The organism is Actinosynnema sp. NPDC037264, from assembly GCF_055603705.1.
Window position 1 is genome coordinate 23,575 of the sequence record NZ_JBVJVK010000074.1, and the last position, 14,499, is coordinate 38,073.

Sequence of the window (14,499 nt, forward strand, 5' to 3'; positions counted from 1 at the left end):
GGGTCACGCCTCCGTGTCGGCAGCGAGGGCTTCGAGGTCCGCGAGCACCAGTTCCTCGACCAGGTCGGCCAGGGCGGACACGGTGCGCGCGGTGAGGACGTCGCGTGGGGACAGGTCGACGCCGAACGCCGCCTTGGTCCGGGACGTGATGTGCAGGCTGCGGATCGAGTCGCCGCCCAGGGTGAAGAAGCTGTCCTCGACCCCGACGCGGCCGACGCCGAGCACGTCCGCCCAGATGGCGGCGATCGCGTCCTCGGTCTCGGTGCGGGGTGCCACGTAGGCGGAGGACGTGACCGCGTCGCGCTCGGGCGCGGGGAGCGCGACGCGGTCGAGCTTGCCGTTCACCGTCAACGGCAGGCTTTCCAGTGCGACGAACGCGGCGGGCACCATGTGGTCGGGCAGGACCTCGGCCGTGTGGTCGCGCAGCTCCGACGCCGTAGTCGGCTTGTCCGGCACGAAGTACGCCACCAAGCGTTGTTCGTTCGCCACTACAACGACCTGGGCGACGGCAGGATGCGCGGCGATCGCCGATTCCACCTCGCCGAGTTCGATCCGGAACCCGCGGATCTTCACCTGCTGGTCCGCACGGCCCAGGTAGTGCAGCGCGCCGTCCTCCCATCGGGCCAGGTCCCCGCTGCGGTACATGCGGGAACCGGGTGCGCCGAACGGATCCGCGACGAACCGGGACGCGGTCAGGCCGGGCCGGTCGAGGTAGCCGCGGGCGAGGCCGGGTCCGGCCACGTACATCTCACCCGGCACGTGCGGCGGCACCGGGTTGAGGTCGTCGTCGAGCACGTAGACGCGCAGGTCGGGGATGGGCACGCCGATCGAGCCGTCCGCGTGCGTCCAGGTGACGTGCACGGTGGTCTCGGTGATCCCGTACATGTTGACCAACGCGCCCGAGCCGCGCCAACGGGAGAGCTTGCGCACGTCGAGGGCTTCACCGCCGAAGATCACGTACCGGACGTCGAGGTCGGGCGCGTGCTCCAGCAGTTCGTAGAACGCCGACGGCGTCTGGTTGAGCACGGTCACGCCCTCGTCGTCGATCAGTCGGGCGAAGTCGCGGGGGGATCGGGTGACCTCGTAGGGGACGACCACGAGTCGGCCTCCGTGCAGGAGCGGCCCCCACAGTTCCCAGACGGAGAAGTCGAAGGCGTAGCTGTGGAAGAGGGTCCAGACGTCGTCGGGTCCGAAGCCGAACCAGTGGTCGGTCTGGGAGAACAGCCGGACCACGTTCGAGTGGGGGATCACGACGCCCTTGGGGCGGCCGGTCGAGCCGGACGTGTAGATCACGTACGCGGCGTTGTCGGGTCGCAGCGCGACGTCGGGCGCGTCGGTCGGCAGCCCGGAGAGGTCCGGCAGCCGGTCCAACGTGTGCACTGGCCGGGCGTCTTCGAGGATGTGCGAGACGCGCTCGGCCGGTGACGAGGCGTCCATCGGCAGGTAGGCCGCGCCGGACTTCAGCACGCCGAGCACCGCGACCACGAGGTCGAGCGAGCGCGGGAAGCGCAGCGCCACCAGCGTTTCCGGGCCGGCGCCGGCCGCGACGAGGTGGTGCGCCAACCGGTTCGCGCGCTCGTCCAGCTCGCGGTACGTGAGGCGCCGGCCCTCGCACGTCACCGCGACGGCGTCCGGGGTGCGGGCGGCCTGGGCGGCGAACAGCTCGGGGATCGTGGTGGTGATCGGCTCGCCGACCGCCGTGCCGTTCCAGTCCACGACCACCTGGCGGATTTCGTCCTCGGCCAGCCACGGCACGTCGGCGATCGGCCGGTCCGGGTCCGCGACCAGGCCGACCAGCAGCCTGCGCAGCCGGTCGCCGAGCCGGCGCACGGTGGCGCGGTCGAACATCGCGGGCTCGTAGCCCAGCAGCACGCCGAGCCGGTCGGCCGGGTAGACGGTGGCGCTGAGCGGGAAGCTCGTGGTCTCGACCGCGGCCAGGTCACGCAAACCCATGCCCTCGGCCAGGTCCACCGGGTAGTTCTCGAACACGACCGCGCTGTCGAACAGGCTCGTGCCGCGCTCGACCTCGCTCCACGCCTGGATGTCGGCCAGCGGCACGTGCTCGAACCGCCGCGCCTCGACCTGGGCGTCCTGCAACGCGCGCAACCAGTCGGCCACGGGCGTCCCGCCGTCGACCCGGACCCGCACCGGCAGGGTGTTGATGAAGATGCCGGTGATCTCGTCCACGCCGGGCAGTTCCGCGGGCCGGCCGGACACGGTCGCGCCGAAGCACACGTCACGCCGGCCGGAGGAGCGGGCCAGCAGCAGCGCCCACGCGCCCTGCACGATCGCGCTCGGCGTGACGCGGTGCCGGCGGGCGAACTCGTACAGCGACGCGGACTCGCCGTCGCTCAGCTCGACCCGGAGCCGTTGCGACGACGTGCCGTGCTCGGCCGGGCGGTCGGCGGGCAGCGGTGTGGGCGAGTCGAACCCGGCCAGCACCCGCCGCCAGTGCTCCCGCGCGGCGTCCTCGTCCTGCGCGGCGGTCCAGGCCACGTAGTCGCGGAACGGCCGCCGCTCGGCCGGCTCGCCCAGCACGTCGGACAGCACGTGGAAGACGCTCCAGCCGTCGAGCAGCACGTGGTGGAACGTCCACAGCACCTGGACGCTGGTCGGGGACAGGCGGGCGATCGCGACCCGCATCAACGGCGGCGTGGTCAGGTCGATGCCCTCGGCCCGGTCCTCGTCCAGCAGGTCGCGCAGCCGCTGGGCACGGGCGTCCTCGTCCAGCCTGCTCCAGTCCAGGACCGTGACCGGCACCCGGACGTGCTCGTGCACCACCTGCAACGGCTGCCGCACGCCCTCCCACAGCACGCTGCTGCGCAGCACGGGCGTCCGGTCGACCACCCGCTGCCAGGCGGCGGCGAACGCGGCCGGGTCGGTCACGCCGTCCACGACGAACGTGGTCTGCTGGAAGTAGACGCCCTTGTCGCCGAGGCCGTGGAACACCATGCCCGCCTGCATCGGGGTGAGCGGGTAGGCGTCCTCGCCGGTGATCAGGTCCACCTCGGCCTGGGTCAGGCGCGCCAGCGGGAAGTCCGACGGCGTGCGGCCACCCGCGCCGGGCTCGGCGCAGTGCGCCACGATGCCGCGCAGCGCGGCGGCGAACCCGTCCGCGAGGTGGGCGACGGTGTCCCGGTCGTGGGCGTGCTCGCTGTAGTGGAAGGTGAACTCCAGCCGGTCGCCGCGCACCTGGCCGACCACGTCGAGCAGGTGGGGGCGCGGCGCGCGCGGGTCGGCGGACAGCTCCAGGTCGCGCTGGTCGGCGTCGAACCGGCCCAGGTAGTTGAACGAGACCCGGGGGTCGCAGGCGGGCGCGGTGCGGGCCAGGTGGCGCAGCGCGCCGTAGCCGAGGCCGCGTCCGGGCACGGCCCGCAGCTGCTCCTTCACCGACTTGAGCGCGGCGCCCCAGTAGCCGGGCGTCCGCTCGCCGTCGGGCAGGTCGAGCGCGACGGGGAAGACGGTGGTGAACCAGCCGACCGTGCGGGACAGGTCGACGTCGGCGAACAGCTCCTCGCGGCCGTGGCCCTCCAGGTCGACCAGCACGCGCGACCGGCCGGTCCAGTCGGCCAGCACCCGGCCGAGCGCGGTCAGCAGCACGTCGTTGACCTGCGTGCGGTAGACGCCGGGCACGTCGCGCAGCAGCGCGTCGGTCTCCGGCTCGGTGAGCCGCACGGTGACCTCGCGCTGCGAGCCCACCGTGTTCGGGCCGGTCCGGTCCACCGGGATGTCGGTCGGCGTGGCGGCCACCGCCGCCCAGTGGGCGAGCTCGGCGTCGAAGCCGTGCCGCGCGTGGTCGGCGAGCCGGATCGCCCAGTCGCGGAACGACGTCGTCTTGCGCCCGACGCGGACGGCCTCGCCGGCGCGGGCCTGGCGGTAGGCGGTGGTCAGGTCCTCGACCAGCACCCGCCACGACACGCCGTCGACGACGAGGTGGTGCGCGGTCAGCCGGACCGACACGCCGTCGAGGACCTCGGCCCGCAGCAGCGGCCCGCGGGTGAGGTCGAAGTGCTCCAGCGCCAACGGGTCGGCGCCCGTGACGGGCCCGACCACCTGGCGGTCGCCCTCGAACCGGGTGCGCAGCGCGTCGTGGTGCGCGACCAGCGCGGTGAGGGCGGTGCGCAGCGCGGGCACGTCGAGGTCGCCGTCCAGGTCGACGACGACGGACTGGTCGAAGTGCTCCGGTCGCACGGCGTGGCCGTCGAGGAACCAGCGCTGGATCGGGGTGAGCGGTGCCTCGCCGGTCACCGCGCCCTGGTCGGCGGTGGGCGGCAGGTCCCGGGTGACGTGCGGCGCGATCGCGGCGATCGTCTGGTGCGCGAAGATGTCCCGCGAGGTCAGCACCAGCCCGGCGCGGCGGGCGCGGGTGACCACCTGGATGCCCAGGATCGAGTCGCCGCCCAGGGCGAAGAAGTTGTCCCGCACGCCGACCCGGGCCGCGCCGAGCACCTCGGCGAACACGTCCGCCAGCACGGCCTCGACGGGCGTGCGCGGTGCGACGTAACGGACTTCGGCGCGGTCGTCCGGCGGCGCGGGCAACGAGTCCCGGTCGAGGTGGTCGAGGCCGACGACCGTGGCGGGCACGGCGTGCGCGGGCAGCACCTGGCCGAGGAACCCCCGCAGCGCCGAGGGGTTCACCGGCGGCGTCACGTAGGCGACGAGTCGCTTGTCGGCCACGACCACGGCCGCGTCGGCCACCTCGTGGTGCCGCCGGATCGCCTGCTCGACCTCGCCGAGGTCGACCCGGAAGCCCCGGATCCGGACGGCCTCGTCCGGCGCGAAGTCCAGTGCGGTCAGGTCGCGCAGCGGGCGGTCCGGGTCGTCCACCACCAGGCGCAGCAACGCTTCCAGGTCGTCGCTCAGCGACTCGATCGTGGCGGCGTCGAACAGGTCGGTGTTGTACTCGACGGTCAGCGCGAGGTCCTCGCCGCGCGGCCAGAACTCCACCACCAGGTCGAACCGGGCCACCGGGCGCGGGAGGTCGTGCTCGGCGGCGGTCAGGTCGCCGAACGCGGCGCCGGGCAGCAGCGGCTGGTGCAGGGCGACGACGGCCTGCACGAGGGGCGTGCGGCTGGGGTCCGGGTCGGGCCGCACCTCCTCCACCACCCGGTCGAACGGCACGTCGTCGTGCGCGAAGGCCTCCAGCGCCGTGTCCCGCACCTGGTCCAGGAACGCGGTGAACGGCAGGTCCGGGTCGACCCAGGAGCGCAGCACGAGCGTGCGGACGAAGAACCCGACCGCGCGTTCCAGGTCGGCGCGGTCGCGGCCGGAGCTGACCGTGCCGACCGCGACGTCCCGCTGCCGGCTGCGTGCGGACAGCAGCACCTGCACGGCGGCCGTGAGCGTCATGAACAAGGTGGCGTCGTGCGCCCGGCCCACGACCGCCAGCCGGCGGACCAGGTCGGCGGGCAACGGCCGCCGCAGCACCGCGCCGGACGTGGTGCGCAGCGGCGGCCGGGGTCGGTCGGTGGGCAGGTCCAGCGCCTCGATGCCGGCGAGGCGGTCGCGCCAGTAGGCCGGGTCGCCCTCGGGCCTCGACCGGTCCCACGCGGTGAAGTCGGGGTACTGCACGGGGGGATCGGCCGGGCGCCCGCCGGCGTAGAGCTCGGCCAGCTCCGCCAGCAGCACCTGCACCGACCAGCCGTCGGTGATGATGTGGTGCTGGACGAGGGTGAGGAGGTGCTCGTCCGGGCCGAGAGGGCTGAGCACGGCGCGGGTGAGCGGGCCGCGCCGCAGGTCGAACGGCTCGTCCAGGCCGAGCTCGGTCGGGTCGGGTTCGGTCGGGTTGGGTTCGGTCGGGCGCGGGGTGGTCGCGCCCGGTGCGGCTCCGGTCGGCTGGTGCTGTCTCGGTTCGGTCGCGCCCGGGTCGGTCGCGCCCGGGTCGGTCGCGCCCGGGTCGGTCGCGCCCGGGTCGGTCGCGCCCGGGTCGGTCGCGCCCGGGTCGGTCGCGTCCGGTGCGGGCAGCACGCGCAGCGGGATCGTGCCGTGCTCCGAGACGATCTGCACCGGCTCGTCGCCCACCACGTCGAACGTCGTGCGCAGCGCGTCGTGCCGGCGAGCCAGCGCGTCCAGCGCCTCGGCCAGGCGTCGCACGTCCAGCGGACCCGTGAGCCGGATGCCGACCGCGGTGTTCTGCTCCGCCGTGCCGTCCAGCGAGAACAGGCGGCGCTGCGCCGAGGACAGGGGCAGCGGCTTGACCCGGGGCACGCGGGGGATCGGCGCGCCGTCCTGGTCGGGCAGGGCCTCGGCGAGCGCGGCGACCGTGCGGTGGTCGAACATCGCCCGCACCGGCAGCCCGCCGAGCCGCGACAGCGCCCGCACGGCCAGGATCGAGTCGCCGCCGAGGGCGAAGAAGTCGTCGTGCGCGCCGACCTGGGGCACGCCGAGCACGTCGGACCACACCGCGGCGACCCGCCGCTCGGCCGCGGTGCGCGGCTCGACGTGGTCCTCCGGGACGTCGCCGACGACCGGCTCGGGCAGCGCGTCCCGGTCCAGCTTTCCGTTCGGCGTCAGCGGGAACGCTTCCAGCGCGACGAACGCCGAGGGCACGAGGTAGTCCGGCAGTCTGTCGACGAGGTGTTCCCGCAGACCCGCCGTCTCGCCGATCACGTACGCCACCAACCGCTTCGGCTCGCCGCGCGCGACGACGACGGCGTGCTCCACGCCGGGCCGCTGCCGCAGCAGCGCCTCGATCTCGCCCGGCTCGACCCGGAAGCCCCGGATCTTCACCTGGTGGTCGGCCCGGCCGACGAACTCCAACTGGCCGTCGGCGCGGGTGCGGACCACGTCGCCGGTGCGGTACATGCGGGCGCCGGGCTCGCCGAACGGGTCGGGCAGGAACCGCTGCGCGGTCAGCCCCGGCCGGCGGAGGTAGCCCCGGGCCAGGCCGACGCCGGTCACGTACAGCTCGCCCTCCGCGGCGGGGCGCAGGTCGTCGTCCAGCACGCGGACCTCGGTGCCGGGGATCGGGCGGCCGATGGGCGGCGTGCCGCCCGGCTCGAGCGGCTCGCTCCACGACGTGACCACTGTGGACTCGGTCGGCCCGTAGGCGTTGATCATGCGGCGGCCGGGGGCCCACTTCGCCACCAGGTCGGGCGGGCAGGCGTCACCGCCGACGATCAGGGTGCGGAAGGAGGGCAGCTCGACGTCGGGCACGGTGGCCAGCGCCACCGGCGGGATCAGCGCGTGCGTGACGCCGAACCCGGCGATCACCTCCGCGAGCTGGTCGCCGAGCAGCGGTCCGGGCGGCGGCACCACGAGCGCCGCGCCGGCGGGCAGGGCCATGCACAGCTCCAGCACCGAGGCGTCGAAGCTGGGCGAGGAGAACTGGAGGACCCGGTCGCCCGGTCGCACGTCGAAGTGGGCCACCTCGGCGGCGGAGAACGCGGGCAGACCCCGGTGCGGCACCACGACGCCCTTCGGGCGGCCGGTCGACCCGGACGTGTAGATCACGTACGCCGGGTCCTCCGGCCGGATCACGACGTCGGGCGCGGTGGCGGGTGCGGCATCCGGTGCGGTGCCGGGGTGATCGGCGAGGTACGGCTGGTCGGAGAGCACCAGCAGCGGCTCGGCGTCGGAGACCATGAACGCGATCCGGTCGGCCGGGTAGTCCGGGTCGATCGGCAGGTACGCGGCGCCGGTCTTCAGCACCGCGAGCCGCGCCACGACGTTGTCCACCGAGCGCGGCATCGCCACCGCCACCACCTGCTCCCGCCGCGCCCCCTTGGCGAGGAGCAGGTGTGCGAGTCGGTTCGCGCGTTCGTCGAGTTCCCGGTAGCCGACCACACCTTCGGCCGATATGACCGCGGGTGCGTCGGGACTGCGCAGCGCCTGCGCGGCGATCAATTCCGGCAGTGTGCGGGCGTGCGTCATCGCGAGAGGTGCCTTTCTGGCTCGGGGGCGCGGCTTACCCAATACCGCTGGAGTTCAAACGTGAAATTCAGCCCGTTTTCGCGACCTGCCTGCGGGCGAGTCGCCCGCCGATCTGGATCCACCGGATACCGCCGTCACCCGGGTCGCGCAGGAAACGCCCGGTCTGGTTGGTGTCGCCGGTGTCGGAATCGCGCATCGCGAAGACGAGGCCGTCGAACAACGACAGGTCGGCGAACGGCTCGCCGTCCACCGTGAGCGCCAGCCGCTCCCGGTCCACGGCGCGCACGGCGTATTCGACATCGCCGTTGCGGAAGCGCCCGGTGCAGTCCGGCGGAGGGGCGATGGGGCGGTCCAGCCCGCTCATTCCGTCGTAATCCGCCACCGGCAGGCCCGCGTCGGCCAATTCCGGCACGAGCTCGCGCCACAGGCCCCAGCCGCTGCTGCCGTTGGTCGTCAGGGCGACCGCGGTGCCGTCGGCCGGGTTGATCCGCAGGTGGCACGACGTGCCGTCGGCGGTGCCGTCGTGGCCGACCCAGCGGACGCCGTCGCGCTGGAACAGCGCCAGGCCGAGGCCCCAGCCGTCGGCCATGCCGAACGGCTCCGCGTGCCGCACGGGCTCGCGCATGAGGGCGAGGTCGTCCGGGCTCATCAGGTGCGGCGCGCCGCCGCCGAGCATCCGGCCGAACGTCACCAGCTCCGCGGCGCTCACGGCCAGGGCGCCGGCGGGCGCGTCGACCGGCGTCAGCGACTGCGCCACCGGCACCACGCGGCCCGTGGCGGTGTTGACGGCGTGGCCGCTGACGACGTCGGCGTCCGGGCTGGTGATGAACCTGGCGCGCACCCCGAGCGGGCGCAGCAGGACCGCCTCCACCGCCTCCGACCAGGACATCCCGGTCGCCACCTCGATCAGGTGGCCGATCAGGGAGTACCCGATGTTGGAGTAGGAGAAGCCCGCGCCGGGCTCGTGCAGGGGGTGCAGCTCGCGCAGCGCCTGCCGGACGTGGTGGCGCAGCGAGGTCGTGCGCACGTCCTCCGGATCCGACGGCAGGCCGCCGGTGTGGCTGAGCAGGTGGCGCAGCGTGAGTTCGCCGGCCGCCACCCCGGGCAGGTGGTCGGACAGCGGCGCGTCCAGGTCGAGGTCCCCGTCCGAGACGAGGGCCATGGCGACGGTCGCGGTGAACGTCTTGGTGATCGAGCCGATGGGCACGGCCGCGTCGGCGGCCAGGCCCACCTCGTGCGTCCACGTGCGTCCCTCGTGGTGCACGGCGAGCTGCGCCCCGGGCACCAGGTGCTCGCGGGTCAGCGTCGCTAATCGGGTGGAGATCCGGTCGGTGTCCATGCGTGATCCTCTGAGAATGAGCCACAGTGTCAATGAGTAACCGGGCCGCGGGCCCAACGTTGGCTGTCGCCGGGAGATCGTCGCGACCGCCGAACGGAGCATTTGCGGAAAGGTCTCTCCCCATTTTGAGGGGAGGGTGACCCCGCGTCAGAAGAGACACTTCAGGGATTCACTCGAACGGCTGGTTTGGACCGTGTGGTCTCGTAAAGACGTGCAGTACGCGAGGGTTATTCGCAGTCGGGTGTCAACGGGTTGAGCGGGTCGGTAGCCTGTCCATCAGGAGCCTGTACGAAATGTCTTCGTGCTCCGTTCAGATGGATTTTCGTCGAGGTTATGAGACAGCCGTAACCTTCTTTGTCTGGCGTCGTTTGACGTTACTCGGGCGTAGCGCGGCGGGCACGTCGGCGGAAGCGTGCGAAGGTGGGCGTGCGAAGGTGGGCGTGCGAAGGTGGGCGTGCGAAGGTGACGTTCGGCACGGTTGATGATTGGCGGACCGGGTAAGGGGTCGGGACGGGGCCGGTTCGAGGCCGGTTCGGTCCTGGGGGTCCTGGGGGTCCTGTGCGGGAGGGCGCGTCAGTCGCGCTGGACCTCGTGGTGCAGGACCTGCATCCGGGCGTCCAGCTCCGCGGCGATGGCGGCGGTGGCGGTCAGCTCCTCGACGAAACCCGCGGGCACCTGGTCGTCGTACTTGTAGTAGAGCTTGTGCTCCAAAGTGGCCCAGAAGTCCATCGCGATGGTCCGCAGCTGCACCTCGACCTTCACGTGCTCCACCCGGTCGGACAGGAACACCGGGATGCGCACGATCAGGTGCAGGCTGCGGTACCCGTTCGGCTTCGGCTCGGCGATGTAGTCCTTGGTCCGCAGGATCTCCACGTCGCTCTGCCGGGCCAGCATGTCCCGCACGCGGTACACATCGGACACGAACGGGCACACCACCCGCACGCCCGCCACGTCGTCCAGGTGCTCGGCGGCCAGCGCCAGGTCCGCGGGCAGCCCCTTGCGCCGGAGCTTGTCGAGGATCGCGTCGGGCCGCTTCACGCGGTGCGTGACGTGCTCGATCGGGTCGTGCCGGTGGACGAGGTCGAACTCCTCGCTGAGGATCCGCAGTTTCGTCATGAGTTCGTCGACCGCGAACTTGTAGACCACGAGGGACCGCCGCAGCAGGTCATCCGCGACGCCGATGTCCATGATCCCCACGATACCGGCCGGCCGGTCGTCTAGGATGCCGGGCGTGAACACCCACTGGCACGTGGTCCTTCCGCCGCCGTGCGCCTGACCGGGCGCACTCGCTGACGCACGCCTTCACGCCTGCCTGACCCGATCACGCACGCCTCGATCCGGTCACGCGGTGCGCCCGTTCGCGTCCTCTTCCCTCTCGTCTCGCGAACGGAGACCTCGTGTCGACCTCTGCCGTGGAAACACGTGCTCGTTCCACCCGCGGACCCCTGCCGATCCTGGCCGCGTGCGTCCTGTGGGGCACCACCGGCACCGCAAGCTCGATGGCGCCCGCCTCCGCACCGGCCGCGGCCGTGGGCGCGGCGGGTCTGGTGGTGGGTGGCTGCTTGCTGTTCCTGGCTGCTCGCGGCACGCGTGCCGTGCTGCGGACCGCCGACTGGAGGTTGCTGCTGCTCGGCGCGCTGACCGTGGCCGGCTACGCGCTGGCGTTCTACCCGGCCGTCGCGCGCACGGGCGTGGCGGTGGGCACCACCGTGGCGCTGGCCACCGCGCCGATCGTGCTGGGGCTGCGGTCGAGGCCGCTGCTCACGTCGGCCGCGGTGGTCGGGTGCGCGGTGCTCGTGCTGGGCGGCGGCGACACCCGCGTCGACCTGGTCGGAGTGGCGTTGGCGCTGGTCGCGGGCTTGTCGTACGCCGCGTACTCGGTGATCTGCGCGCACCTGATCGGGCTAGGGCACCCGTCCCGGGCCGTGGTGGGCGTGGTGTTCGGTGGCGCGTCGGCCCTGACGTTGCCGGTGCTGGTGGTGATCGGCGTCGGCTGGGTGGCGAGCCCGTCGGGGCTGGCGGTGACCGCGCACCTGGCGGTGTTCACCACGTTCGCCGCGTACCTGCTGTTCGCCCGTGGGCTTCGGCACACGGGCGCGGCGGCGGCGACCACGTTGACGCTCGCCGAGCCGGCGGTGGCGGCGGTGCTGGGCGTGGTCGTGCTGGACGAACGCCTGCCGCTCGTGTCGTGGTGCGGGATGGGTGTGCTCGCGGTCGCGCTGGTGGCGCTCGCGCGGCGGTGAGGTGACCGGGGCCGGTGTCCCGGGTGGACACCGGCCCCGGGTGTCGCTCGTGCTTGGATGTCGCTCGTGCCCGGGTGTTACAAGTGCCCGGGTGTCACTCGTGCAGGGCCAGCACCCACTCCTGGCTCAGGTCGCCGCGGCGCGTCTGGACGTCGACGCGGGGTGGGTAGATCATCTTCGGTGACAGGTCGAGGGCGAACCCACCGTTCCAGGTCGCGATGGTCACGCGGTTGGGCGCCGAACCGGTGCGCACGACCCACGAGTACGGATAAGGGCCGGCGACGACGGCCCGGTGGTCGGCCGGTTGTCCCTCGCCGGGCGTCAGGTAGAGGCCGGTGCCGAGGTTCCTGATGAGCTGGGTGGTCCGGCTGTCCCTGACCAGCTCCCACTCCTGGTAGCCGGGCAGGCCGATCGGCGGCAGGAGGACGGTCGGCGCGCCCTGCTGGCTCGACAGGGGGGTGAGGTGGGCGTCCTCGTCACCGCCGAAGGTGATGCCGTACACCCCGTCCGGGACCATCGCGCGTGGTGCGGCCGTGGTCGAGGCGGTGGCCGAGGGCGCTGTGGTCAAGGCCACCACCGCGCAGACGGCGGCGGTCCACGCGACGATCGTTCTGGCGGCACGTCGGAGAAGCATCAGCGGTCCCTTCCATGAGGTGCGCCCCGGACAGGGCGTATCTCATGGCTTACCGCCATTCGGACGTGACGGCAGTGCTCCGACCGGTGGTGTCGCCTGATCGGGCGGGGTGGGGGTGCTGCGCGTCGGGTGTGAGGTGGCGTGGGTCAGTCGGGGCGGTGCGCGCCGCCGCCCAGGCCGTAGAGGATGCGCTGGATGACCTCGGGGTCCACGTTCGGCTCGTCGCCCAGCTGCTCGGCGGCCGGGGAACGGCGGGGTTCGCGGCGGGGCAGCGGCACGGCCGAGGCGTTCATGCCCGACGGGAGGGCCAGTTCGCACCACGCCAGGTGGCCGCCCGCGGTGAGGTCGACCAGGCCGGCGCGGGTGCCGGCCAGCTCGGGCGGCAGCGCGACGCGGTTGCTCTCGACCTCGACCACCAGGTAGGTGCCGGTCAGCCGCAGGCGCACGAGGAGGAAGCCGGGCGCACGCCGGTCGGCCACGTCGACCGCGGCGCCGACCAGTCGGCGGACCGTCTGCGCGGCCTCGTCCTGCATCGCGCGCAGGCGCCACTCGCCCAGCGAGAAGCGGACGAACATGTCCGCCACGTTCACCGCGGTGGGCAGCGCGACGAGTCGAAGGTCGTCGACCTGTTCGGTCTGGGCGTTCACACCGATCCTCCTCGCCTGCGTCCGGCGCGTGCTGCGCCAGATGGTGCCATGAGTGCGTCCGATGTCACCCACGTGGTCTACGACCGTGAGCGGACTGTGTCCGCATCGAGTTCTACAGCTTCAGTGCCGACCGAAGCAAAACTCTGGTTTCACGACCTACTACGGGTGGAGACGGTTCGCGGTTCAGGCAGGTTGCGGCGGCACGGCAGAAACTACCGAAATGCTCGGTGAAATGGAATGACGCTCGGGTTCGCCCGGTCCAGCGACTTGCCCTGACGCAGGGTAGGGGGAGGGGAAGGGGAGGTGGGGGAGGGTCGGTCGAGCAGCGCGAAAGGCCCGCCGGTGTCGGCGGGCCTTTCGGTGAGGCTGGGGCAGGTCTGTTGGGTCAGGCCTGTCGGTCAAGCTCGTGGGCGAGCTCGTTGGGCGAGCTCGTCAGGTCAGGCCTGCTTGACGGCCTCGATCTCCAGCAGGATGGTGATCTTGTCGCCGACGACCGCGCCCGCCGGGCCACCGGTCACGCCGAACTCGCGGCGGTTGATCTCGGTGGAGGCGGAGAAGCCGACGACCTTCGCGCCCTCGAAGCCGTCGCCGAAGCCGTTGATCTCCAGCTCCAGGGTCACGGGCTTGGTCACGCCGTGCAGGGACAGCTCGCCGTCGACGAGGAAGCCCTCGCCGTCGGCGCGCACGCCCGAGGAGGTGAAGGTCAGCTCCGGGAACTTCTCGACGTCCAGGAAGTCCTCGCCCTTGACGTGGGCGTCGCGCTGGTCGTTGCGCGTGTTGACCGAGGCGGCGTCGATCTTCGCGGTGACCGTGGACTCCAGCGGGTTCTCGGCCGTCACGATCGTGCCCTCGAAGGTGCCGAAGTGGCCGCGGACCTTGGACACGCCCAGGTGGCGAACCACGAACGAGATGTCCGAGTGCACCGGGTCGATCGCCCACGTGCCCGCGAGGTAGCCGGGGATCTGCACAGTCTGCGAGGTCATGGATGGTCCTTCTGGGTTGGTCTGGTTGAACTCTCAACAGAACATAGCGCATCCTGGTTGAAGGTTCAACAACGGCCGTATGATGGAGGCATGAGCGACGTGCGGTGGCTGAGCGCCGAAGAGCAGCAGGTGTGGCGTGCCTTCATGACCGCCGTGACCAAGTTCACCGAACACCTGGACCGGCAGTTGCAGCGCGATTCCGGGATGCCGATGGCGTACTACGAGATCCTCGTGGCGCTGTCCGAGGCCCCGGAGCGCTCGCTGCGGATGAGCGAGTTGGCGGCGGTGTGCCACTCGTCACGGTCCAGGCTCTCCCACGCGGTGGCCCGGCTGGAGAAGGAGGGCTGGGTCGAGCGGCAGGCCTGCCCCTCGGATCGGCGTGGCTCGATCGCGGTGCTCACGGACGTCGGGTTCGGGGTGTTGGAGCAGGCGGCGGCGGGGCACGTGACGGCGGTGCGGGAGCACCTGTTCGACGTGTTGACGCCGGAGCAGTTGCGGTCGTTGGCGGAGATCAGCCAGGCCGTGGACGCGGGGTTGACGACGGAGTGCGCGAAGGTGCGGCGGGAGGAGTTCGCCGACCTGTGAGGGGGCGGGTTGTGGGGGGCTGGTTGTGAGGGGTTGGTTGTGAGGGGCGCTGTGGGGTGCGTTGTGCAGGCCGTTGGTGAAGATCAAGGGCGTTGAAAGCGAAAGAGTCCTCGCCGGACGGGCAGATCAGCAGGATGACGGGCCGGTGGGTGGTTCGGCGGCGGGTCCGTTGTTGGTCGGGTTTCGTGTCATCCCA

7 protein-coding genes and 1 pseudogene are annotated in these 14,499 nt (G+C 72.3%); 2 read left to right on the forward strand and 6 right to left on the reverse strand.

The genetic code is table 11. From position 1 onward, the window contains the following. Positions 1 to 3 precede the first annotated feature (3 nt). The 3 genes and pseudogenes from ACZ7GX_RS40640 to ACZ7GX_RS40650 all read right to left on the reverse strand — a co-directional run. Positions 4 to 7,857: pseudogene (locus ACZ7GX_RS40640) on the reverse strand (amino acid adenylation domain-containing protein); the annotation flags it as partial. Between the two features lie 82 nt (positions 7,858 to 7,939). Beyond that, positions 7,940 to 9,211: a serine hydrolase domain-containing protein gene (locus ACZ7GX_RS40645; protein WP_498785267.1), complete on the reverse strand. Its 1,272-nt coding sequence runs from the start codon at positions 9,209 to 9,211 to the stop codon at positions 7,940 to 7,942. Positions 9,212 to 9,784: 573 nt separating this feature from the next. Beyond that, entirely contained in the window at positions 9,785 to 10,399 is a 615-nt protein-coding gene (locus ACZ7GX_RS40650; protein ID WP_498785269.1) for a GTP pyrophosphokinase, read from the reverse strand. Positions 10,400 to 10,608: 209 nt separating this feature from the next. On the opposite strand from ACZ7GX_RS40650, the gene ACZ7GX_RS40655 reads away from it, so the two are divergent. Beyond that, positions 10,609 to 11,454, forward strand: coding sequence for an EamA family transporter (locus ACZ7GX_RS40655; RefSeq protein ID WP_498785271.1), 846 nt, complete (start codon positions 10,609 to 10,611; stop codon positions 11,452 to 11,454). Between the two features lie 94 nt (positions 11,455 to 11,548). Here ACZ7GX_RS40655 and ACZ7GX_RS40660 read toward each other — a convergent pair whose 3' ends face one another. The 3 genes from ACZ7GX_RS40660 to ACZ7GX_RS40670 form a co-directional block, all read right to left on the reverse strand. Next, entirely contained in the window at positions 11,549 to 12,088 is a 540-nt protein-coding gene (locus ACZ7GX_RS40660) for a ricin-type beta-trefoil lectin domain protein (protein WP_498785273.1), read from the reverse strand. 146 nt (positions 12,089 to 12,234) lie between these two features. Continuing rightward, on the reverse strand, positions 12,235 to 12,735 hold the full coding sequence (locus ACZ7GX_RS40665; RefSeq protein ID WP_498785275.1) for an ATP-binding protein: 501 nt from the start codon (positions 12,733 to 12,735) through the stop codon (positions 12,235 to 12,237). 437 nt (positions 12,736 to 13,172) lie between these two features. Then, entirely contained in the window at positions 13,173 to 13,718 is a 546-nt protein-coding gene (locus tag ACZ7GX_RS40670) for a YceI family protein (RefSeq protein WP_498785277.1), read from the reverse strand. Positions 13,719 to 13,808: 90 nt separating this feature from the next. Between ACZ7GX_RS40670 and ACZ7GX_RS40675 the strand changes: the two genes are divergently transcribed. Then, a complete protein-coding gene (locus ACZ7GX_RS40675) occupies positions 13,809 to 14,303 on the forward strand; it encodes a MarR family winged helix-turn-helix transcriptional regulator (RefSeq protein ID WP_498785279.1) in 495 nt (164 codons plus the stop codon). The last annotated feature ends 196 nt before the right edge of the window (positions 14,304 to 14,499 follow it).